19 protein-coding genes (1 of these 19 running past the window's edge) are annotated in these 21,292 nt (G+C 65.7%); 13 read left to right on the forward strand and 6 right to left on the reverse strand.

What is annotated here, in order from left to right; translation table 11 throughout:
• Positions 1–149: 149 nt before the first annotated feature.
• Positions 150–899, reverse strand: a complete 750-nt coding sequence (gene ubiG, locus ABLE71_RS11495; RefSeq protein ID WP_348783470.1) for a bifunctional 2-polyprenyl-6-hydroxyphenol methylase/3-demethylubiquinol 3-O-methyltransferase UbiG — start codon at positions 897–899, stop codon at positions 150–152.
• A 180-nt stretch (positions 900–1,079) separates the two neighbouring features.
• Between ubiG and ABLE71_RS11500 the strand changes: the two genes are divergently transcribed.
• The 9 genes from ABLE71_RS11500 (at position 1,080) to clpB (ending at position 13,496) form a co-directional block, all read left to right on the forward strand.
• Entirely contained in the window at positions 1,080–2,489 is a 1,410-nt protein-coding gene (locus ABLE71_RS11500; protein WP_348783471.1) for an adenylate/guanylate cyclase domain-containing protein, read from the forward strand.
• A gap of 205 nt (positions 2,490–2,694) precedes the next feature.
• Positions 2,695–3,969, forward strand: coding sequence for an aspartate kinase (locus ABLE71_RS11505; protein ID WP_348783472.1), 1,275 nt, complete (start codon positions 2,695–2,697; stop codon positions 3,967–3,969).
• Between the two features lie 96 nt (positions 3,970–4,065).
• Positions 4,066–6,336 carry a phosphoenolpyruvate--protein phosphotransferase gene (ptsP, locus tag ABLE71_RS11510; protein WP_348783473.1) on the forward strand — a complete coding sequence of 757 codons (2,271 nt, stop codon included), beginning with the start codon at positions 4,066–4,068 and terminating at the stop codon, positions 6,334–6,336.
• A gap of 145 nt (positions 6,337–6,481) precedes the next feature.
• The gene (locus ABLE71_RS11515; protein WP_348783474.1) at positions 6,482–6,910 is read left to right on the forward strand and encodes a MerR family transcriptional regulator; all 429 of its coding nucleotides are present in this window, start codon (positions 6,482–6,484) and stop codon (positions 6,908–6,910) included.
• A complete protein-coding gene (locus ABLE71_RS11520; protein ID WP_348783475.1) occupies positions 6,846–7,262 on the forward strand; it encodes a carboxymuconolactone decarboxylase family protein in 417 nt (138 codons plus the stop codon). Before ABLE71_RS11515 ends, ABLE71_RS11520 begins: the two co-directional genes overlap by 65 nt.
• A 183-nt stretch (positions 7,263–7,445) precedes the next feature.
• Positions 7,446–8,519: a peptide chain release factor 1 gene (gene prfA / locus ABLE71_RS11525; protein WP_348783476.1), complete on the forward strand. Its 1,074-nt coding sequence runs from the start codon at positions 7,446–7,448 to the stop codon at positions 8,517–8,519.
• 123 nt (positions 8,520–8,642) lie between these two features.
• Positions 8,643–9,497 carry a peptide chain release factor N(5)-glutamine methyltransferase gene (prmC, locus tag ABLE71_RS11530; protein WP_348783477.1) on the forward strand — a complete coding sequence of 285 codons (855 nt, stop codon included), beginning with the start codon at positions 8,643–8,645 and terminating at the stop codon, positions 9,495–9,497.
• A 313-nt stretch (positions 9,498–9,810) separates the two neighbouring features.
• On the forward strand, positions 9,811–10,686 hold the full coding sequence (locus ABLE71_RS11535) for a DUF4167 domain-containing protein (RefSeq protein ID WP_348783478.1): 876 nt from the start codon (positions 9,811–9,813) through the stop codon (positions 10,684–10,686).
• A 203-nt stretch (positions 10,687–10,889) separates the two neighbouring features.
• A complete protein-coding gene (clpB, locus tag ABLE71_RS11540; protein WP_348783479.1) occupies positions 10,890–13,496 on the forward strand; it encodes an ATP-dependent chaperone ClpB in 2,607 nt (868 codons plus the stop codon).
• Between the two features lie 163 nt (positions 13,497–13,659).
• Here clpB and ABLE71_RS11545 read toward each other — a convergent pair whose 3' ends face one another.
• The 4 genes from ABLE71_RS11545 to ABLE71_RS11560 are packed head-to-tail and all read right to left on the reverse strand — an operon-like array spanning position 13,660 to position 15,446.
• Positions 13,660–14,166 (reverse strand): hypothetical protein, encoded by a 507-nt coding sequence (locus tag ABLE71_RS11545; protein WP_348783480.1) that lies wholly within the window; start codon positions 14,164–14,166, stop codon positions 13,660–13,662.
• Positions 14,163–14,657 (reverse strand): TspO/MBR family protein, encoded by a 495-nt coding sequence (locus ABLE71_RS11550; RefSeq protein WP_348783481.1) that lies wholly within the window; start codon positions 14,655–14,657, stop codon positions 14,163–14,165. Before ABLE71_RS11550 ends, ABLE71_RS11545 begins: the two co-directional genes overlap by 4 nt.
• A gap of 50 nt (positions 14,658–14,707) precedes the next feature.
• A complete protein-coding gene (locus ABLE71_RS11555) occupies positions 14,708–14,932 on the reverse strand; it encodes a DUF378 domain-containing protein (protein ID WP_348783482.1) in 225 nt (74 codons plus the stop codon).
• A gap of 28 nt (positions 14,933–14,960) precedes the next feature.
• Positions 14,961–15,446 carry a fasciclin domain-containing protein gene (locus tag ABLE71_RS11560; RefSeq protein ID WP_348783483.1) on the reverse strand — a complete coding sequence of 162 codons (486 nt, stop codon included), beginning with the start codon at positions 15,444–15,446 and terminating at the stop codon, positions 14,961–14,963.
• 155 nt (positions 15,447–15,601) lie between these two features.
• On the opposite strand from ABLE71_RS11560, the gene ABLE71_RS11565 reads away from it, so the two are divergent.
• The 4 genes from ABLE71_RS11565 to ABLE71_RS11580 all read left to right on the forward strand — a co-directional run bounded on the left by ABLE71_RS11565 (position 15,602) and on the right by ABLE71_RS11580 (position 19,481).
• Positions 15,602–16,186: an XRE family transcriptional regulator gene (locus tag ABLE71_RS11565; RefSeq protein ID WP_348783484.1), complete on the forward strand. Its 585-nt coding sequence runs from the start codon at positions 15,602–15,604 to the stop codon at positions 16,184–16,186.
• Between the two features lie 509 nt (positions 16,187–16,695).
• On the forward strand, positions 16,696–17,238 hold the full coding sequence (locus ABLE71_RS11570) for a hypothetical protein (RefSeq protein WP_348783485.1): 543 nt from the start codon (positions 16,696–16,698) through the stop codon (positions 17,236–17,238).
• A 227-nt stretch (positions 17,239–17,465) separates the two neighbouring features.
• Positions 17,466–17,822 (forward strand): MmcQ/YjbR family DNA-binding protein, encoded by a 357-nt coding sequence (locus tag ABLE71_RS11575; protein ID WP_348783486.1) that lies wholly within the window; start codon positions 17,466–17,468, stop codon positions 17,820–17,822.
• Positions 17,823–17,981: 159 nt separating this feature from the next.
• Positions 17,982–19,481, forward strand: a complete 1,500-nt coding sequence (locus ABLE71_RS11580; protein ID WP_348783487.1) for a L,D-transpeptidase — start codon at positions 17,982–17,984, stop codon at positions 19,479–19,481.
• A gap of 43 nt (positions 19,482–19,524) precedes the next feature.
• On the opposite strand, the gene ABLE71_RS11585 is transcribed toward ABLE71_RS11580, so the two are convergent.
• Positions 19,525–21,292, reverse strand: partial view of a M23 family metallopeptidase gene (locus ABLE71_RS11585; RefSeq protein WP_348783488.1) — the 3' portion only. Its footprint extends 200 nt past the window's final position; the window shows 1,768 of its 1,968 coding nt (coding positions 201–1,968); its start codon lies beyond the right edge, outside the window — the gene reads right to left on this strand; it ends in the stop codon at positions 19,525–19,527.

Below are 21,292 nucleotides of genomic sequence, written 5' to 3' on the forward strand. Positions count from 1 at the left end.
TTCATGATATAGCCGTTGCCCGCAAGGGAAGCTAAGCTCGCGTCCCCCACGCATCCGCAACGGGTGGGGATTTGCGGACGTGGTTCTGCCTGCGCCCGGCGCAGCAGGCCCAAGGGGTGGGGAAGGCCACCTAGAGGACGCGGCGGTGCCTAGACTCCCGTCTTCTCCGCCAGCAGCATATAGTTGACGTCCATGTCCTTCGTCCGCTGCCAGCGGTCGGCAAGCGGGTTGTAGGAGACTCCGGTGCGGTCGTATATCGCCATGCCGGCCTCGGCCAGCGCCTTCTCGAGCTCGTCCGGGCGCACCAGCTTTTCGTACTGGTGCGTGCCCTTCGGCAGCCAGCGCAATAGATATTCGGCGCCGACGATCGCCAGCCCCAGCGCCTTCAGGGTGCGGTTGATGGTGGCCACGAACATGATGCCGCCCGGCTTCACCATCTCGGCGCATCTTGCGATGAACAGACCGACATCGGCGACATGCTCGACCACTTCCATATTGAGCACGACGTCGAATTTCTCGCCGGCGTCGGCGAGGTCTTCCGCCGTCGCCGCACGGTAGTCGATTGTGACGCGGGACTCGGCGGCATGGAGCTTGGCGACCTCGATGTTTGTTTCAGACGGATCGACCCCGACCACCTGCGCGCCAAGCCGCGCCATCGGCTCGCAGAGCAGGCCGCCGCCGCAGCCTATGTCGAGGAAGCGCAGCCCTTCGAAGGGTCTTGCCGCGTGCGGGTCGCGGCCGAAGCGCGCCGCCACCTGGTCGCGTATATAGGCAAGCCGCACCGGGTTGAACTTGTGCAGCGGGCGGAACTTGCCGTTCGGATCCCACCATTCGGCGGCCATCGCCGAAAAACGCGCCACCTCGGCATCGTCGATCGTCGTCCGTCTCGCGTCGGCCATCTAACGCTCCCTTCGCGGTAACGAAGTCGGGCGCTGACGTAACAAAGTCAAGGCCGGATCGAACAATCGAAAGCAGCCACGCCTGTGTCAGCTTTGATTGCGATAGTGATGGCGGTAGGGTTCTTCGGGGTATAAAGTTCGCCAGCTTTGCCGGTAGCGCATTCCTGTTGGGAGAAAGCCATGAGCGAAGCACGAGACCTTTTTTCGCTGCTGCGGCAGTCGGCGGACGGCGGCGCGGTCGATGCCATCGAGCGGCTCGTCGACGAGGGCATGGACCATCAGCTCTGCCGCATCAATCCGCTGGCCTTCGCAGCCAGGAACGGGCTTGACGAGGAGACGGCGGTCGCCGCCTTCCTGCATGCGACGCGCATCGGCATGTTCGACATTGCCTGGAACGTGCTTTGTCCGGGCTGCGGCGGCGTGCTCGACACCAATGCGACGCTGAAGACGGTGCAGAAGGACCAGTATACCTGCGCGCTCTGCGCCGGTTCCTACGAACCGACGCTCGACGAGATGGTCGACGTCACCTTCACCGTCAGCCCGCGTGTGCGCCGGATCGCGGCGCACACCCCGCACGAATTGGCGCTTACGGAATATTTCCGCCAGATGTACTGGGGCTCCGGCGTCGACCTGCCCGAGCAAGGCTACGAGGTGGCCGTCGAGGATTTCGTCGTCGACCATCTCGAGCTTGCGCCCGGCGAAAAAGGCGCGCTGGCGATCCAGCTTCCCGCCGAGTTCATCATCGTCTTCGAGCCGGTCACCCATTCCGCGCAGTTCATCGACGTCAAGGGCGAGCCGACGCGGGAACGCCAGACCCTGTCGCTGACCTATGACCGAGACCACATCCACAACCAGACGCTGGAGATGCAGCCCGGACCGCTGCGCATTGCCCTGGAGAACCGCACCGACACGCGCGTTTTGCCGACGGTCTGCATCGCCGGAGAGGCGCTGCATGGCCTGCTCGGCAAGCGCCGTCCCTTCCTCACCGCCAAGCGCCTGCTGTCGAACCAGACTTTCCGCGACCTCTACCGGACCGACACGCTGGATGTGGACCAGCGGCTGAGGATCACCAGCCTGACCTTCCTGTTCACCGATTTGCGCGGCTCGACCGAGCTCTACGAGCGGGTCGGGGACCTGGTCGCCTTCGATCTCGTCAGGGCGCATTTCCACGTGCTTCACGAGATCGTCGCGGCGGAAGCCGGCGCCGTCGTCAAGACGATCGGCGACGCGGTGATGGCGACGTTCCCGACGCCGGACCGCGCCGTTGCCGCCGCCATCAGGATGCGCGACGCGATGATGGATTTGAACGCGAAGAACGGCCGCGAGGATCTCCTGCTCAAGATCGGCGTGCATGAGGGGCCGTGCATCGCGGTGACGCTCAACGAGCGCCAGGACTATTTCGGCCAGACGGTCAACATCGCCTCGCGCGTGCAGGGGCTCGCCAATTCGCAGTCGATCTTCGCGACCGGCGCGGTCGTCGAAGACAAGAAGACGATCGATCTGCTGAAAAGCAAGGCTTTGACGCCGCAGTCCAACAATGTGTCGCTGAGGGGCATCGAGCGGGAAGTGCTGGTCTACGCGATACCCTGAAGCGTGCCGCGCCCAATCGGATTGGGCGCGACCCCCTTTAGCCGGCGCGGCCCGAGCCTGCGTCCCCCACGCGTCCACCCTTGCCTGTGCTTGGCCTATTGGATATGGAGGCCGCGCAACCAGCGGGCCGTTCCGGTCCGCCTGCATCTCCAGCAATTCCGGGACCAAGCCCGGGATTTCAACCCGGCCAAGGCATCCGGCTTCCATGGCGCGCATCGTGATGAAATTCGGCGGGACCTCCGTGGCCGACATCGGCCGCATCCGCAACGTCGCGCGCCACGTCAAGCGCGAGGTCGACGCCGGCCACGAGGTCGCGGTCGTGGTCTCGGCCATGGCCGGCAAGACCAATGAACTGGTCGGCTGGGTTCGCGAGGCGTCGAGGGCCGAAGGCTCCAACCTCAACATCTACGATGCCAGGGAATATGACGCCGTGGTGGCCTCGGGCGAGCAGGTGACGTCGGGGCTGCTGGCGCTCGTTCTGCAGTCGGTGGGCGTCGACGCGCGCTCCTGGCAGGGCTGGCAGGTGCCGGTCCGCACCGACAACGCCCATGGCGCCGCGCGCATCCAGGAGATCGACGGCGCGGAGCTGATCAGGCGGTTCGGGATCGGCCAGGTGGCCGTGGTTTCGGGATTCCAGGGCATCGGGCCGGACAACCGCATCGCGACGCTCGGCCGCGGCGGCTCCGACACCAGCGCGGTCGCCATCGCCGCGGCCGTCAAGGCCGACCGCTGCGACATCTACACCGACGTCGACGGCGTCTATACCACCGACCCGCGTATCGAGCCGAAGGCGCGCCGCCTGCCGAAGATTTCCTTCGAGGAAATGCTCGAGATGGCCTCGCTCGGCGCCAAGGTGCTTCAGGTCCGCTCTGTCGAGCTTGCCATGGTGCACAAGGTGCGTACCTTCGTGCGCTCCTCTTTCGACGACCCGGACGCGCCGGGAATGGGCGATCTTCTCAACCCGCCCGGCACCCTTATTTGTGACGAGGATGAAATCGTGGAACAGCAAGTCGTCACCGGTATCGCCTACGCCAAGGACGAAGCCCAGATATCGCTGAGGCGCGTGGCCGACCGGCCGGGCGTGGCGGGGGGTATCTTCGGGCCGCTCGCCGAGGCCAACATCAATGTCGACATGATCGTCCAGAACATCTCCGAGGACGGCAAGTCGACCGACATGACCTTCACCGTGCCCTCGGGCGACGTGGACAAGGCGCTCGCCGTGCTCGACAGGGTCAAGCAGACGGTCGGTTTCGACGTGATCCAGCACGACGAGGGCATGTCGAAAGTGTCTGTCATCGGCATCGGCATGCGCAGCCACGCCGGCGTCGCCGCCACCGCCTTCAATGCGCTCGCCGAGAAATCGATCAACATCCGGGCGATCACCACCTCGGAAATCAAGATCTCGATCCTGATCGACGGCCCGTACACCGAATTGGCGGTGCGGACTTTGCATTCCGTCTACGGTCTCGATAAGCAGTAACAGACCAGTATTCTCTGGTTATTTGGCCGGGCCTGTTCCGGCAGTAGTGTCGTTCGGGAGCGACTCGTTGAGTCGCGCCCAGGGAGAGCCGCCTTTATGCGTGACATGGCCGCGGGCCCGCGCGTTCTGTTGAAACGGCTCCGCGAGCTGATGGCGGAGGCGCTCGAGCCGCAGGAGCGGCTCGACCGCATCGTGCACGACATCGCCCAGAACATGGTAGCCGAGGTCTGCTCGCTCTATGTGCTGCGCGCCGACTCGGTGCTCGAACTCTACGCCACAGAAGGTCTGAACCCCGGCTCGGTGCACCTGGCGCAGCTGCAGCTTGGCCAGGGCCTCGTCGGCACCATCGCGGCAAGCGCCCGCGCGCTCAACCTGCCCGACGCCCAGCAGCACCCCGCCTTCGCCTACCTGCCGGAGACGGGCGAGGAGATATATTCGTCCTTCCTCGGCGTTCCGGTGCTGAGGGCAGGGCGCACGCTGGGCGTTCTGGTCGTGCAGAACCGCACCAAGCGCCAGTACCGCGACGACGAGGTCGAGGCGCTCGAAACGGCGGCCATGGTCATCGCCGAGATGATCGCGGCGGGCGAACTCGCCCGGCTCACCCGGCCGGGGCTCGAGCTCGACCTGCGCCGTCCGGTGAGCTTCACGGGTATTTCCTTCAACGACGGCATCGGGCTCGGCCATGTCGTGCTGCACGAGCCGCGCATCGTTGTCACCAACCTGTTCAACGAGGACAGCGACGAGGAGATGCGGCGGCTGGAGGCCGCGATAGGCTCGCTCAGGCTGTCGATCGACGACATGCTGTCGCGCCGCGACGTCGCCTTCGAGGGCGAGCATCGCGCGGTGCTCGAAGCCTACCGCATGTTCGCCAACGACCAGGGCTGGGTGCGCCGGCTGGAGGAGGCGGTGCGCAACGGCCTGACCGCGGAGGCAGCGGTCGAGAAGGTGCAGAGCGACATGCGCGCGCGCATGATGCACATGACCGACCCGTATCTGCGCGAGCGGATGAGCGATTTCGACGACCTCGCCAACCGGCTCTTGCGCATGCTGATGGGACGCGGCCCGGACGACGTCGCGTCGGCATTGCCGAAGGATGCCATCATCGTGGCGCGCTCGATGGGGGCGGCCGAACTGCTCGATTATCCGCGCGAGAAGCTGCGCGGCCTAGTGCTGGAGGACGGAACCGTCACCAGCCACGTCGTCATCGTGGCGCGCGCCATGGGCATTCCCGTCGCCGGCCAGGTGAAGGGCGCCGTCTCCATGTCGGAGAATGGCGACGCCATCATCGTCGACGGCGACGAGGGAACCATCCATCTGAGGCCCCAGCCCGACCTCGAGGCGGCCTATGCCGAGAAGGTGCGGTTTCGCGCGCGCCGGCAGGAGCTTTACCGCGAACTGCGCAAGAAGCCGTCGCAGAGCAAGGACGGCGTCAAGATCGACCTGATGATGAACGCCGGCCTGGCGGTCGACCTGCCGCAGCTTGCCGAATCGGGCGCCGCCGGCATCGGCCTCTTCCGCACCGAGCTGCAGTTCATGGTCGCCTCGACCTTCCCGCGCGCCGAGGCCCAGGAAGGGCTCTACCGCGACGTGCTCGATGCGGCGCGCGACAAGCCGGTGACCTTCCGCACCATCGACATCGGCGGCGACAAGATCCTGCCCTACTTCAAGAACGTGGCGCATGAGGAGAACCCGGCGCTCGGCTGGCGCGCGATCCGCCTGACGCTCGACCGGCCGGGGCTCCTGCGCACGCAGATACGCGCGCTGCTCAAGGCCGCCGGCGGGCGCGAACTGCGCGTCATGCTGCCGATGGTCACGGTGCTTTCGGAGATCGCGCAGGCGCGCGAGATCATCGACAAGGAAGTCAGGCACCTGTCGCGCTTTGCCCACCACCTGCCGACCAGCCTGAAGCTCGGCGCCATGCTCGAAGTGCCGGCGCTGCTCTGGCAGCTCGACGAGTTGATGAAGGCGGTCGATTTCGTCTCGGTCGGCTCGAACGATCTGTTCCAGTTCGTCATGGCGGCCGACCGCGGCAACACGCAGCTCTCCGACCGCTTCGACACGCTGTCGGTGCCGTTCCTGCGCGTGCTGAAGCAGATTGCCGACGCCGGCGAGCGCAACCACACGCCGGTGACGCTGTGCGGCGAGCTTGCCGGCAGGCCGATCTCGGCGATGGCGCTGATCGGTCTCGGCTACCGCTCGATCTCGATGTCGCCGGCCTCGATCGGTCCGGTCAAGGCGATGCTGACGGAACTGCCTGTCGGCGAACTGGAGAAGTTCTTCGAGGAGAATCTCGCCGGCCACGCGGCCAACCTTCCGATGCGCGCGCTGCTGCAGGGTTTCGCCGACGACAGAGGGATACCGCTGTAGGCAAAAAGCGAAACGCCCGAGTGACGGCTCGCGCGCCTGTGCGGAAGGTCTTTTTGGCCAACCGGACCCCTCTGAAATAGCTCCTTGACTTCGAGCGCACTCTAACTTGTAGGGTCCCTGGCGTCGTGATGAGAAGCAGGCGTCCATGAAGATTGGCGAACTGGCGAAACGTTCGGGATTGTCGACCCATACGATCCGCTACTACGAGCAGATCGGGTTGCTCCCCTATGCCGACCGGAACCAATCCAGGCACCGCGACTACGATGCGTCGATCCTCATCTGGATCGAGTTTCTCGACCGCCTGAAGACGACCGGAATGCCGATCCGCGAAATGCTGCGCTACGCAGCCTTGCGGGAACAGCGCTCCGGCACGCAAGCAGCGCGGCGCGAAATGCTGGAGAGGCACCGCGAGCGCGTCCGCGCTCACGTTGCCGAACTCAACGCCTGCCTTCTCGTCCTCGATACCAAGATCGACGGCTACGCCGAAACCGAGAAGAGGATGAAGGACTATGACGCAACAATCCCGGAACGTCGCCGAAAGCCGGCTGGAGCGCGGAAAGCGAGCGCTGGCTGAGATCGACGGCCAGGCCGGCCACAACGTCATCGCCGCGCTGGCCGATATCGCCCCCGATTTCGCGACCTACGTGCTCGAGTTCCCGTTCGGCGATATTTATTCGCGCGGCGGTCTCGGTTTGCGCGAGCGTGAAATCGCAACCATCGCAGCGCTGTCGGCCATGGGCAACGCCGCGCCTCAACTCAAGGTTCATATCGAAGCCGGCTTGAATGTGGGGCTCAGCCAGGACGAAATTGTCGAGATCCTGATGCAGATGGCGGTCTATGCCGGCTTTCCGGCGGCGCTCAACGGACTCTTTGCCGCCAAGGATGTGTTTGAGCAGCGGAAGTCGGCTTTACAAGGAGTAGCATAAGCGACCGGGCATGCCTGTTTTCGAGGCTCACGTCCCAAAGCGGACGTGAGTCTTGGCGGACGATCCCCGATGCTGCATTGGCGGCCTTTCTTCCGGCGACGTTGAGCTTTTTCGCGATCTCCGATATTGGCAGCCCTCCTGCCGGCCTCCGCATGTCGGTGAGGTGGCAACTAGGCATTTAAGATGATTTCCCTGCCCCGCGACCGGATGGACCAACTCGTCAAGCGTTTCGACATGCTCGAAGCGCAGATGTCGGCCGGTCCGGACGCGGAAACCTATGTGAAGCTGGCGTCCGAATATTCCGAGCTGCAGGACATAGCCGCCAGGATCCGCGAGCTGTTGCAGGCGGAAAGCGAACTCGCCGACCTCGAGGCCATGCTCGCCGACAAGGGCACCGACGCCGAGATGCGGGCGCTTGCCGAAGCCGACCTGCCTGGCGTCGAGGATCGCATCGAAAGCCTGCGCCAGGACATCCAGATACTGCTCCTGCCCAAGGACGCGGCCGATCAGAAGAACGCGATCCTCGAAATCCGCGCCGGCACCGGCGGCGACGAGGCGGCGCTGTTTGCCGGCGACCTGTTCCGCATGTACGAGCGCTACGCAGCCAGCCAGGGCTGGCGCATGGAAGTGGTGTCGGCGAGCGACGGCGACGCCGGCGGCTACAAGGAAATCATCGCCAGCGTCTCGGGCAAGGGCGTCTTCGCCAAGCTGAAGTTCGAGTCCGGCGTGCATCGCGTGCAGCGCGTGCCGGCGACCGAGGCGAGCGGGCGCATCCACACCTCGGCGGCGACGGTCGCCGTGCTGCCGGAGGCGGAGGAAGTCGACATCGACATCCGCCCCGAGGATATCCGCATCGACACGATGCGCGCCTCCGGCTCCGGCGGCCAGCATGTCAACACCACCGACTCGGCGGTGCGCATCACCCATCTGCCGACCGGCATCATGGTGGTGCAGGCGGAGAAGTCGCAGCACCAGAACCGGGCGCGCGCCATGCAGATTCTGCGCGCTCGGCTCTTCGACATGGAGCGGTCGCGCGCCGACGAGGAGCGCTCCGAATCGCGAAAACTGCAGGTTGGATCGGGCGACCGGTCCGAGCGCATCCGCACCTACAATTTCCCGCAGGGCCGCGTCACCGACCACCGCATCAACCTGACGCTCTACAAGCTAGACCGGGTCATGATGGGCGAACTCGACGAGATTGTCGGCGCGCTGATCTCCGACCATCAGTCGAAGCTGCTCGCAGCCGTCGGCGAATAGTACCGTGGGTTTCAAACTGTCACCACGCACGAGGCAGGCGATAGGCCCCAATCTCCCCCCCTGTGGGGGAGATGTCCGGCAGGACAGAGGGGGGCGACATAAAGCACCGACCCCACAAATCCCTTGATCCTTTCTGCCCTCCTTGCCGAAGCGCGTGCCTCCCTTGCGGAAGCCGGAATCGCCGATGCCAGGCTCGATGCCCGTCTTCTCGTCGAGCATTTTTCCGCCACGACTCAAGGCGATGTGATCGGTAGCCCGGACATGGCCATCGACGCGGGAGCGGCCCAAGCGGTCCGCCAGGCCATCGCCCGCCGTGCCGCCGGCGAGCCCGTCCACCGCATCCTGGGTTTTCGCGAATTCTATGGGCTGAAGCTCTTTCTCTCGCCCGATACGCTTGAGCCGCGGCCGGACACCGAAACCCTGGTCGACGCGGTTCTGCCCCACCTGCGCCATCTTGCCGCAAGGGCAGGGGCCTGCCGCATCCTCGACCTGGGCACGGGGACGGGCGCCATCGCCTTGGCGCTGCTTGCCGAAGTTCCGGAAGCCACGGCGGTCGGCGTCGACATTTCCGCCGATGCGCTCGCCACCGCTCAGCGGAACGCCCAAGAAAACGGACTTGCGGAACGCTTCACGCCGATCCGGTCGGACTGGTTCGAAAAGATTTCCGGCCGTTTCCATGTAATTGCCGCAAACCCACCCTATATACCGACCGAAGAGCTTGAGACCTTGCAGTGCGAGGTCAGGAAATTCGATCCGGCGAGAGCCCTCGATGGCGGCGCGGACGGGCTCGATGCTTACAGGACGATTGCAGCACAGGCCGAGGCACATCTCGAACCCACCGGAAGGGTGGCCGTCGAGATAGGACACGCACAGAAGGAAGCGGTAACCCGAGTGTTCGAGACTGCCGGTTTTGGCATTGTCGAGGCCAGGAAGGATCTTGGCGGACGCGATCGGGTGATGGTTTTTACGCGGAAATGAAGGATTTCCGCATTGCAAAAACCGCTTGGAAAAACCCCTTGGCAAGCATGGCGAATGCGGCTAGGGTCCCGGCAACCGGATGAGACGAAGCAGGCAGTGCTGTCACCAATCGGGTTTCCAAAAAGACAGACTGCCTTCTTGCGTAAACGACGCTTTAGCTTCGTACGGGGATCGTTCGGCGGTTAACACGTAACTGGAACGGGAAGAACGTGGCGCCGACGCAAACGCGGGCGAGCACCGTTAGAACAACATGGAACGGCGGGCTGCATCCGCGCCCCGTATCCAGATTTTTGTAAAAACCCAAGAGAGTCGAATGAGGCCACAACAGCAGAATAGGCGCATGCGCGGTCGTAGCGGCGGCGGCGGTAACAATCCGAACCAGAACCAGAACCAGAACCGCAAGGGCCCCAACCCCCTGACCCGCAACTATGAGAGCAACGGCCCGGACGTGAAGATTCGCGGCTCGGCGCAGCAGATCGCGGAAAAATACGCGCAGCTCGCCCGGGATGCACACAGTTCTGGCGATCGCGTCATGTCCGAGAACTATCTGCAGCATGCCGAGCACTACAATCGCATCATCGCCGCCGCGCAGGCGCAGATGCCGATCCAGAACATGCAGAATCAGCGCGACGGTTCCGACGACGACATGGACGAGGACCGCGACGAGTTCGGCAATACGAACAATGCCAACCAGGGCAATGCCAACCAGGGCAATGCCAACCAGGGCAATGCCAACCAGGGCAATGTCGGCCAGGGCAACGTCGGCCAATCCAACGCCGGGCAGGGCAACTATCAAGGCAATCCCGCGCAGGACTTGAACAGCCAGGACAATGGCGGCGAGTTCGTGCAGCTTGAGCAGCCCAATCTCGGCTCGGGACCGCAGCCGGTCATCGAAGGCATCCCGGCGGAGGTCGCACTCAACCCGGAAGCTTCGGAAGGCAGCCCCAGCCGCGAGCGCAATCTCAACGGTAACGGCCACGGCGCCGCCAGCGACGGCCGCCGCAACCGCCGTCCGCGCCGCGGCGAACGCAGCCGCCCGGACACCAACGAGGATGACGAGCCGGCCGCGGACGGCTTGGTCGCCACGCTGTCGCGCGGCGCTCCGGTTTCGCCCGAGCCCATGCCGCAGGAGCCGGCCGCCGATACCAAGGCCGATGGCGGCGCGGCGTTGATCGACGCCGACAGCTAAACAATCCGGCAATGCCAGTCATGAGACGGCGGGGATGAAAATCTCCGCCGTTTTTTGTTTTTGACCGACATCAACGCGCCTTGAGCTAAATCGGGCGAATACCCATATCGGTTGCAGTTTGGACCGGGCTCGAAGAGCAGGTCCGTCAACCTTCAAGTCGGTGGGCGCCGCGAAGCGGGCCGCGGACGGATCGGAGACACGATATGGATATCGAGAAGTACTCGGAGAGGGTGCGCGGCTTCATACAGTCCGCGCAGACCATGGCGCTCTCGCGCAATCACCAGCAGTTTACCCCGGAACATCTCCTGAAGGTCCTGGTCGACGATCAGGAAGGCCTGGCGGCTTCGCTCATTTCGCGCGCGGGCGGCGACGTCAAGGCCGTGCAGATGGGCGTCGAAGCGGCGCTCAACGCGCTGCCCCGCGTCGAAGGCGGCAATGGCCAGCTCTACATGGCGCAGCCCCTCGCCAAGGTCTTTTCGACCGCCGAGGACATGGCCAAGAAGGCCGGCGACAGTTTCGTCACGGTCGAGCGGCTGCTCACCGCGCTGGCCGTCGAGAAATCCGCCAAGTCCGCCGACATCCTGGCCAAGGCCGGCGTGACGCCGCAGGCGCTCAACCAGGCGATCAACGATCTCAGAAAGGGCCGCACCGCCGATTCCGCCTCCGCCGAACAGGGCTATGACGCGCTGAAGAAATACGCGCGGGATCTCACCGCCGACGCCCGCGCGGGCAAGCTCGATCCGGTCATCGGCCGCGACGACGAGATCCGCCGCACCATCCAGGTGCTCAGCCGGCGCACCAAGAACAATCCGGTGCTGATCGGCGAGCCCGGCGTCGGCAAGACGGCCATCGCCGAGGGCCTGGCGCTCCGGATCGTCAATGGCGACGTGCCCGAATCGCTCAAGGACAAGCAGCTGATGGCGCTCGACATGGGCGCGCTGATCGCCGGCGCTAAATACCGGGGCGAGTTCGAGGAGCGCCTGAAGGCGGTGCTGTCCGAAGTCACGGCGGCCGCCGGCGGAGTCATCCTCTTCATCGACGAGATGCACACGCTGGTCGGCGCCGGCAAGGCCGACGGCGCCATGGACGCCTCCAACCTCTTGAAGCCCGCGCTGGCGCGCGGCGAGTTGCACTGCGTCGGCGCCACCACGCTCGACGAATACCGCAAGCATGTCGAGAAGGACGCAGCTCTCGCGCGGCGCTTCCAGCCGGTCTTCGTCAACGAGCCCAGCGTGGAGGACACGATCTCCATCCTGCGCGGCCTCAAGGAGAAGTACGAGCAGCACCACAAGGTGCGCATCTCGGACTCCGCGCTGGTCGCCGCCGCCACGCTGTCGACGCGCTACATCGCCGACCGCTTCCTGCCCGACAAGGCGATCGATCTCGTCGACGAGGCGGCGTCGCGCCTGAGGATGCAGGTCGATTCCAAGCCGGAGGCGCTGGACGAGGTCGACCGCCGCATCATGCAGCTCAAGATCGAGAGCGAGGCCCTGAAGCTGGAGAAGGACGACGCCTCGAAGGACCGGCTCGCCCGCATCCAGAAGGAGCTCGCCGGGCTCGAGGAGGAGTCCGCCGCCGTGACCGCCAGGTGGCAGGCCGAGAAGCAGAAGCTGGGCTTGGCCGCCGACCTCAAGGGTCAGCTCGACGACGCCCGCAACGAGCTCGCCATCGCGCAGCGCAAGGGCGAGTTCCAGAAGGCCGGCGAGCTTGCCTACGGTCGCATCCCCGAGCTGGAGAAGAAGCTGAAGGAGGCCGAGGCGCAGGACGGCAAGGTCGGCATGGTCGAGGAGACCGTGACGCCCGATCACGTCGCCCACATCGTCTCGCGCTGGACCGGCATTCCGGTCGACAAGATGCTTGAGGGCGAGCGCGACAAGCTTTTGCGCATGGAAGACGAGATCGGCAAACGCGTCGTCGGCCAGGGCGAGGCCGTGCAGGCCGTGTCGAAGGCGGTGCGGCGCGCCCGCGCCGGCCTGCAGGATCCGAACCGGCCGATCGGCTCGTTCATGTTCCTCGGCCCCACCGGCGTCGGCAAGACCGAGCTCACCAAGGCGCTCGCCGACTATCTGTTCGACGACGAGCACGCCATGGTGCGCATCGACATGAGCGAGTTCATGGAGAAGCATTCGGTCGCCCGGCTGATCGGCGCGCCTCCGGGCTATGTCGGCTACGAGGAGGGCGGTGCGCTCACCGAGGCGGTCAGGCGCCGGCCCTATCAGGTCGTGCTCTTCGACGAGATCGAGAAGGCGCATCCCGATGTCTTCAACGTGCTCCTGCAGGTGCTCGACGACGGCCGCCTGACCGACGGCCAGGGCCGCACGGTCGACTTCCGCAACACGCTGATCGTCATGACCTCCAACCTCGGCTCCGAATATCTGGTGTCGCTCGGCGAGGACCAGGACGCCGAGGCCGCGCGCAACGACGTGATGGCGATGGTGCGTGCGCACTTCCGGCCCGAGTTCCTCAACCGCGTCGACGAAATCATCCTGTTCCACCGGCTGCGCCGTCAGGACATGGGCAAGATCGTCACCATCCAGCTCAAGCGGCTGGAGAAGCTGCTCGAGGATCGCAAGATCGCCATCGAGCTCGACCAGGACGCGCTCGACTGGCTGGCCGCGCGCGGCTACGACCCCGCCTATGGCGCGCGCCCGCTGAAGCGCGTCATCCAGAAGGAGCTGCAGGACCCGCTCGCCGAAAAGATCCTGTCGGGCGACATCCTCGACGGCTCGGTGGTGAAGGTCACCAACGGCTCCGACCGGCTCAACTTCCGCTCCAAGGCGACCGCGGTGGCGACCGACGAAGCGGCGTAGTTACCTCCCCCCTTGCGGGGGAGGTCGGCCTGCCCGGCGAGGAACGAGCCGCCGGCAGGCCGGGCGAGGGGGTAAGCATATTGGTGAGCGAGCGCCAAGCGCTGAGCCCGCCGCCGGCCGAATCGGCGGCTCCACCCCTGCGGGTTCCTCTCCGGAAGCGCCTTCACAGCGCGCGGCTGTCATAGGCCCAGTGCAGCAGGGCCTGGCGCTGGCGCGGCCGGCACCAGACATCGCCGGGCTCGCACGCGCGGCGAAGCTGCGCGACATGACGGCGGATTGCCTTCCAGCGGCCGATCTGCCGCTCGTCCTCGCCCGGCATCCGGCGGCCCGCATAGTAGCGGCAGTACCACTGGAACCAGCCGCGCGGGTCGTCTGGATGGACCCAGCCCTTGGCCCGCCAGACGCTGAGCGGCTGGCTGGCGTCGACGCCGAAGCAGTTGAGCGACGCATCCTTGCGTTCCGACAGGCGGGCTCCGGCGAACCAGCCTGCGGGAAATTCGTCGCGGCAGTCGGTCATGTATTTGCCGCCGAAGACGCCGAGCGCCAGCATCTCGGGCGGCGTCAGGTCGGGCCGGAACTCGGCATCGAAGTCGCGCCCGGCCGGCGCGACCAGAGCGTAGCGGTAGCCCTGCTGCATGCGGTCGTTGACCTCGATCCAGCGCGGCTTCATCGAACGCCCCCGGCGGCGGCGCTCGGGCGGTTGCGCCGCCAGATGGAGGCATTGAGAGCCGATGCGAAGCTGACCCAGGCAAGGTAGGGAACCAGCAGCCAGGCCGCGGTCGCGCTGACTGGATAAAACAGCACGATTGTGGCGGCGATCGAGCCCCACAGCATCACGATCTCGACCAGCGCCAGGTCCGGCCGCCGCAGTCCGAAGAAGAGCGGCGTCCACGCCGCGTTGAGTAGGAGCTGCAATGCAAAGACGGCGAGCGGCAGCGCGGCGCCTTCGATGCCGGCGGCGCGCCAGACGAGCCAGCCCGACACGGCGATTGACGCGTAGAGCATCGTCCAGACGGGCGCGAACAGCCAGTTCGGCGGCCGCCACGGCGGCTTGTCGAGCCGCCGGTACCAGTCGCCCGGCCGAAAGATCGCGCCGGTTGCCGCCGCGCCGAAGCTCGCGGCCCCGAAGGCGATCGTCATGAGCAGGGAGGATGCGTCCATGGGAAGAAGGTGGAGGGGGCCGCCTGCCTGTCAAGCGGCCCCTCCGCGGCCTAGCGGTGCCGCTCCGCGGCGAGTTCGCCGGAGCTCATGGCGGCAAACAGCGGCACGATCTGCCAGGCCGCCGACAGCCCCACCAGTATGTAGACGAGCCTTGAGAGCATCGAGCCCGCGCCGAAGATCGCGGCTACGAGGTCGAAGCCCAACAGCCCGACCAGCCCCCAGTTCAGCCCGCCCACGATGACGAGGATGAGCGTCAGTATATTGATGAACTTCATGGTCTTTCCCCAGTGTTGGAGGTGAGCCTCAGCCTTCCGGCGGCAGGATCACCGTGTCGATGACATGGATGACGCCGTTCGACGCCGCGATATCGGTGGCAGTGACCGTGGCGCCGCTCACCTTGACCGAGCCGCCGGCGGCTTCGACGTCGATCATCTTGCCGTTGACGGACTTGGCTTCATCCATGCCCGCCACGTCGGCGGCCATCACCTTGCCCGAGACCACATGGTAGGTGAGGATGTCGGTGAGCTGCTGCTTGTTCTCCGGCTTCAGCAGGTTCTCCACCGTGCCTGCGGGCAGCTTGGCGAAGGCTTCGTCCGTGGGGGCGAAGACGGTGAACGGACCGGCTCCCTTCAGCGTGTCGACCAGCCCTGCGGCTGTCAGCGCGGCCGCGAGCGTGTTGAACTGGCCGGCCTCGACGGCGGTATCCACGATGTCCTTGCCCGAGGCGAGCGCGCTGACGCTGGTGGCCAGCGCGAACGCCGCGGCCAATATCGAAGTCTTCATTTTCATAACGTGCTCCTGTTGTGACCCGATGCGATGGCACTGCGTGTCATCTGGGGAGAATTAATTTTCTTACCAGTAAAATTTTCGTGACAGTAGACAGTATTATCTTGTGAAGAAAATACGGCTGAAATAGTTTCGCAGGACGAAAAGGAGTTTGCGGATTGCTGTCCGATACCATCACCAACGAGCTTCAGCGCTACGCCGTCGGCCCGCGCATCAGGGCCTTGCGGCTGCGGAAAAAACTCGGGCTGGTGCAGCTTGCCGCCCATACCGGGCTCTCCACCGCCATGCTGTCGAAGATCGAGCGCGGGCAGATGTTTCCGACGCTCCCGACGCTGGTCCGGATCGCCATGGTTTTCGGCATCGGACTCGATCACTTCTTCACCGCCGACACGGAGAAGCCGCTGGTCGCGGTGGTGCGCAAGAAGGAGCGTCTCAGGCTTCCCAGCCCGCCCGGCGAGGAGCCGCCCGCCTATCTGTTCGAGAGCCTGGACTATCCCGTCGCCGACCGCCGCATGGAAGCGTTCTACGCCGAGTTTCCCGCTGGCGCGCCGGCCTCGCCGGCGCACCGGCACGGCAGCGCCGAGTTCATCTACCTTCTGTCCGGCCGCCTGGCGGTCGATGTCGACGGGGAGGAGACGCTGCTCGACGCCGGCGACGCCATGTATTTCGATTCGAGCGTTCCCCATGGCTACCGGCGGGAGGGCGATGGGGCCTGCACTGCTTTGGTGGTGACGGCGCCATAACCCGTCTCACAACTGGCCTTAAGGCCGGCGCATGTCGCCGTGGTATGCAACAGCCGACGCGTCATGCATGTAGGCGACGAGGAACCTGAAATAGATGTCAGTAATCGAACATTGAGGGTCTGTTGTCGGGTCGCAAGGCAGCCCGTCCCCTGTCACCATCTGTCAGTATTTTTTCCCCCAATTTCATCCACGCCCCTCCGCACCTCCCGCATAATCCCAGGCCGTGCAACTGGGAAAGGCGGCGATGAACTGGACTCCGGCGATCGAGATGCAGCGCGAGGCGCTGAAGGGCATCGTGGCCGCGCTCGTCGCCATGGCCGGGTTGGGCAGCGCTTCGCACGACCCAGCAAAGCTGCCGCGCCATCTCCACCGTGCGATCCTGCGCCTGCTGCGGCCGGCAGTCGGCGGCGCGGCGCCTGGCCATCGCGCTTGCGCAGGGGCTTGCCGCCCCGGTCCTGCGCCCGCTGGACTCGCCTCAAGCCCGCAAGGCAAAATCCCGGTCGCTCTTCGTGCGGGCCGGCGTCGGCACCGGCATCGTGCTCAGGCCCGGCGCGCCGGTTCCGCCACATCTCGCCCATCTCGTCCCTCCCAAGGCCGCTCCCCGCCCGCTCTCCTTCCCGCTGCTCGATCGGCTGCCGCGCTGGCGCATTGGCCGCCGCTGGCGGCCCGCCGCCGGCGTGCCCCGAATCTCGATATCAGGCGTGACAGTGCGCGCTGCCGTCCCGGCCTGGCGGCCGCCCCAGCCCGACGACCCCCTCGATGCGGGCCGCCTCGGCTTGCGGCTTTCCGCACTCGCCCGCGCGCTCGACGATCTGCCGGGGCTTGCCCGGCGCTTCCAGTGCTGGCAGGCGCGGCGCGACCGGGCGCTCGCCGCCGGCCGCAGCCACCGCGTCACCCCGCTGCGCGGCCGTCCGCCGGGCGGCCGCCTGTGGCGCTACGATCCGGATGCGTGGGGCGGCCGTCGAAACATCCGCGACGTCGACGAGATCCTGGCGCACGCCCATGCGCTCGCCCATCACGCGCTGAGACATCGCGGCCCCGACACGTCATGACGCCGAGCCGTCTTTCGGGAAGGAACAACAGCCAGGCCGGTGAAATTCCGGGCGTGGCAACAACCCGTCATGTCTGCGATTGCCCCTCACCCTTACCCTCTCCCCGCAGGCGGGGAGAGGGGTTCGCCGACGTTGACGCCCCCTCTCCCCGTTCTTCACGGGGAGAGGGTAAGGGTGAGGGGCGGCGCCTGCGTCCCCGGCAACCCGATTCCTGTTAGGATCGCCACATGACGCTAGACGAGTACAACCGCTTCTGCGCCTCGCTGCCTGCCTCGACCCATGTCGTGCAGTGGGGCGGCGCGCATGTCTGGAAGGTCGGCGGCAAGGTTTTCGCCATCGGCGGCTGGGACGACGGGCGCTCGCTCTTCGTCACCTTCAAATGTTCTCAGATGAGCTTCGACCTGTTGAAGGAGCAGCCGGGCTGCCGGCCGGCGCCCTATCTCGCCTCGCGCGGCATGAGCTGGATCCAGCGCACGGGCGGCGAGGCCATGGATGACGAAGCGCTGAAGGATTACCTTCGCGAGAGCCATCGCCTCGTCGCGGCAAAGCTGCCCAGGCGCGTGAAAATCGAATTCGGGCTTTAGCGACAGGTGATCGGGCCTGTGACTGTGCCATTTTCATGCCCCGTTCATGTTGCAACCAATAAACCGGGATCAGCGTTGCTCCATTGCGGCCGTGCGGTCGTATGGGAGTGGCGTTTGCCGCCGTACAAGGCGACAGATGTCGGACGGAGAGATTTTGGAATGTTGCGCAGGATAATCGTGCTTTCGGCGATCGCCGCCGGGTTTTCGTCCTTCGGCGCGCAGGCGTCGCAGCTTTCGGCGCGCGAAAATGCGCCGCCCGCGACCCACCGGGCCGCGCCAGGCGTTCAGCTCGCCCAAACTGGCGAGGTCGAGATTTATTACGACGAGTTCGGCCGGCGCGTGGTCGTCGACGCCTATACCGGCGAGGTGCTTTCCGTCGAGCGGCCGCGCCGCGCGGAACGGCGTCTCAGGCGCGAAGCCATGCGCGAACGCCGGCCGGCCCGCGAGGAACGCTATTATCTCGACGATCCCAGTGACGTGGAACGGCTGCGCCGCGAGAAGCTGCGCGATATGGGCATAGTGACCGCCCCGCCGATCGACGAGTACCAGGACTATTCGCGCCAGGGACTGCCGCAAGGGCTGGATGACGGCTATGCCGAGCCGCCGCGCCGCGCTTTCCCCGACGCGCCTGAGATGGGCGAGCCTGAGATGGGCGAGCCCGAGATCATCGCGCGCGAGCCGGCGCCCGGCCCCATCGAGCGCATGCCGCTCGACAATCCCGGGGCGGAATCCGATTCGCCCGACATCGCCAGGGCTCCCGCGCCGGCTACGCCCGACATTGTGGAAGGCGCCATCGACCCGTCGCTCAAGCTCGGAGCGCGCGAGGATGTCGCGGCGCTGCAGATCCTGCTCGACCGCCGTGGCGCCTCGCCTGGAGTCATCGATGGCCGCTTCGGCTCGAACGTCGACAAGGCGATCATCGCCTACCGCTCGATCAACAGCGAAAATCTGAAGTCGACCGACACCGAAGGCATCAAAAAGGCGCTGGCCGCGAGCGGCGGCGATCCCTTCATCAACTACACGCTGACTTCGGCCGACGTTGCCGGTTCCTTCGTCGCCTCCATCCCGGACGACTATGGCGAGAAGGCCAAGCTCGAGAAGCTGAGCTACACCTCGGTCACCGAGATGCTCGCCGAGCGCTTCCACATGGACGAGGGTTATCTCAAGGCGCTCAACCCCGAGGCCAATTTCAGCCGCGTCGGCACCATCGTGCGCGTCGCCAATGTCGGCCAGCCGGCAACGCGCCAGGTCGCTCGCATCGTCGCCGACAAGGGCAGGAAGCAGGTCTTCGCCTATGACGCCGACAACAAGCTCGTCGTGTCCTATCCGGCGACGATCGGCTCGACCGACACGCCGTCGCCATCAGGCACGCACCTGATCTCGCGTGTCGTGCTCGACCCCGACTACACCTACAATCCGAATCTCAACTTCAAGCAGGGCGAGAACAACACGATCCTCACCATCCCGCCTGGGCCGAACGGGCCTGTCGGCTCGGTCTGGATCGCGCTCGACAAGCCGACCTATGGCGTGCACGGCACGCCCGAGCCGGCCAAGATCGGCAAGACCGAGAGCCATGGCTGCGTGCGCCTGACCAACTGGGACGCGCAGGAACTGGCCAAGCTGGTCAAGCCGGGCGTTCCAGTCGAATTCGTCGAGTAGATTTAGCTAGCGGGACCGGATCGGTCGGCGTTTCGCTGGCGAATCAGCCGCCGAGCTTGGCGTTGGCGCTCGCCATCTTCAGCGCATCGCCGTCCTCTTCCTTGAGGAGTTCGTCGATGCGGGCCTTCTCGCGATTGAAGGCGTCGAGCTGTTCGCCCTTCAGCACCTTGCCGACCGGCAGGCGCACGCGCATCGGATCGACCTTGCGATTGTTGACGAGCAGCTCGTAATGGAGATGCGCGCCGGTCGACAGGCCGGTCGTCCCGACATATCCGATGACCTGGCCCTGGCGGACGCGCGCGCCCGGCTTGACGCCGTCGCGGATGCGGCTCTGGTGGTTGTAGGATGTCTCGTAGCCGTTGGCGTGGCGGATGATCGTCTGCTTGCCGTAGCCGCCGGCCCAGCCGGCCTTCTCGACGACGCCGTTGCCGGCCGCCAGGATCGGCGATCCGGTGGGCGCCGACCAGTCGACGCCGGTATGCATCTTGGAATAACCGAGGATCGGATGCCGGCGTCCGCCGAAGCCCGAACGGAACTTGCCGTTGGGAAGGGGGTTGCGCAGCAGGAACTGCTTGGCGCTGCGGCCGTCCTCGTCGAAATAGTCGGAGGTGCCGTCTTCCATCTGGAAGCGATAGAGGTTGCGGGTGTTGCCGCCAAAGGTGGCCGACACGTAGAGCAATTCGGAATCGGCGGTGATTTCGTCGTTGCTGCTGGGCTGGGAGAAGAAGACCTCGATGCGGTCGGCGGGTTTCAGGCGGGACTGGAAGTCGACGTCGGAGGCGAGAAGTTTGACCAGCCGCTGGGTCATGCTCTTCGACATGCCGTAAGAATAGGCGGTGCGGAAGATGCCGTCATAGACAGTCGGCAGATTGCCGCGAACCGTCGGCGTCGGCCGGTCTTCGTCGAAAGCAGTCAGCAGCTCCGGATTCGGCTCCGGCTCGGCCGCCGGCACGAACTGGCCGCGGTCGTCGAGCGCGATCGAGACGAGATGCGTCTGCCGGTCGTAGACGCTGGTGCGGACGACCTTGGCGACTTCGCCTCTGACTTCAAGCCCGACCCGCAGCACGGTGCCGGCCTTCAGCGCCTGCGCGTTCAGGAGCTTGGCGATCGCCTCGGACATGCCCGTGGCGTCCTCGCCGACATAGCCCGCATCCTCGAAGGCCTTGGCGATCTTGCGGTCGCTGTTGAAGGGGATGATGTCTTCGGCGAAGACCATGGCCTCGTCGTCGGCGGCAGTGCGCGGCGTCACGCTGACGTTCTCGGGAACGATTCTGACGCCGTAGGAAGCGTTCAACGCCTGGCTCGCCAGCGTATCGCCGAATCGCTCCGGCACGATGTAGTGGAGTGCGGCAACCTGGACGGCGCCGTCGGTCAGGATGGCGCCGGTCTCGCGCACCACCTTCTCGACTTCGTCGGCCGAAAGCCCGCTCTTCTCGTCGAAGGCCGCGGTGTCGATCGGGAAGTCGACGGTCTTGAGGCTCATCTCGCTCTCGACCTTGACGCCGTAGATCTGGCCGGTCGTGCTGGCCGAAGCGGTCTGCGCCGCGCCGTCCTCGGCAAAGACCGTGAGCGGGTCGAAGGCCGGATAGCTTCTCGTGGTCGTGTGGCCGGCAGCCAGCGCCATCTTGATCTGCATGAAGGGCATCGTCTTGATGACGTCGCGGTCGCCGACCTTGGTGACCATCGACACTTCCATGCGGCGGCGGTCCTTGGCCTTGGCGATCTGCCTGAGCGGGGCGAGCCTTGTCGTCTTGGCGCTTTCGCCCGAATCGCCGTTGCTCGCCAGACCGACGAGCTGCGCGATCTCCGGC

It is taken from the genome of Mesorhizobium sp. KR9-304 (assembly GCF_040049215.1).
Classification (GTDB): domain Bacteria; phylum Pseudomonadota; class Alphaproteobacteria; order Rhizobiales; family Rhizobiaceae; genus Mesorhizobium_K.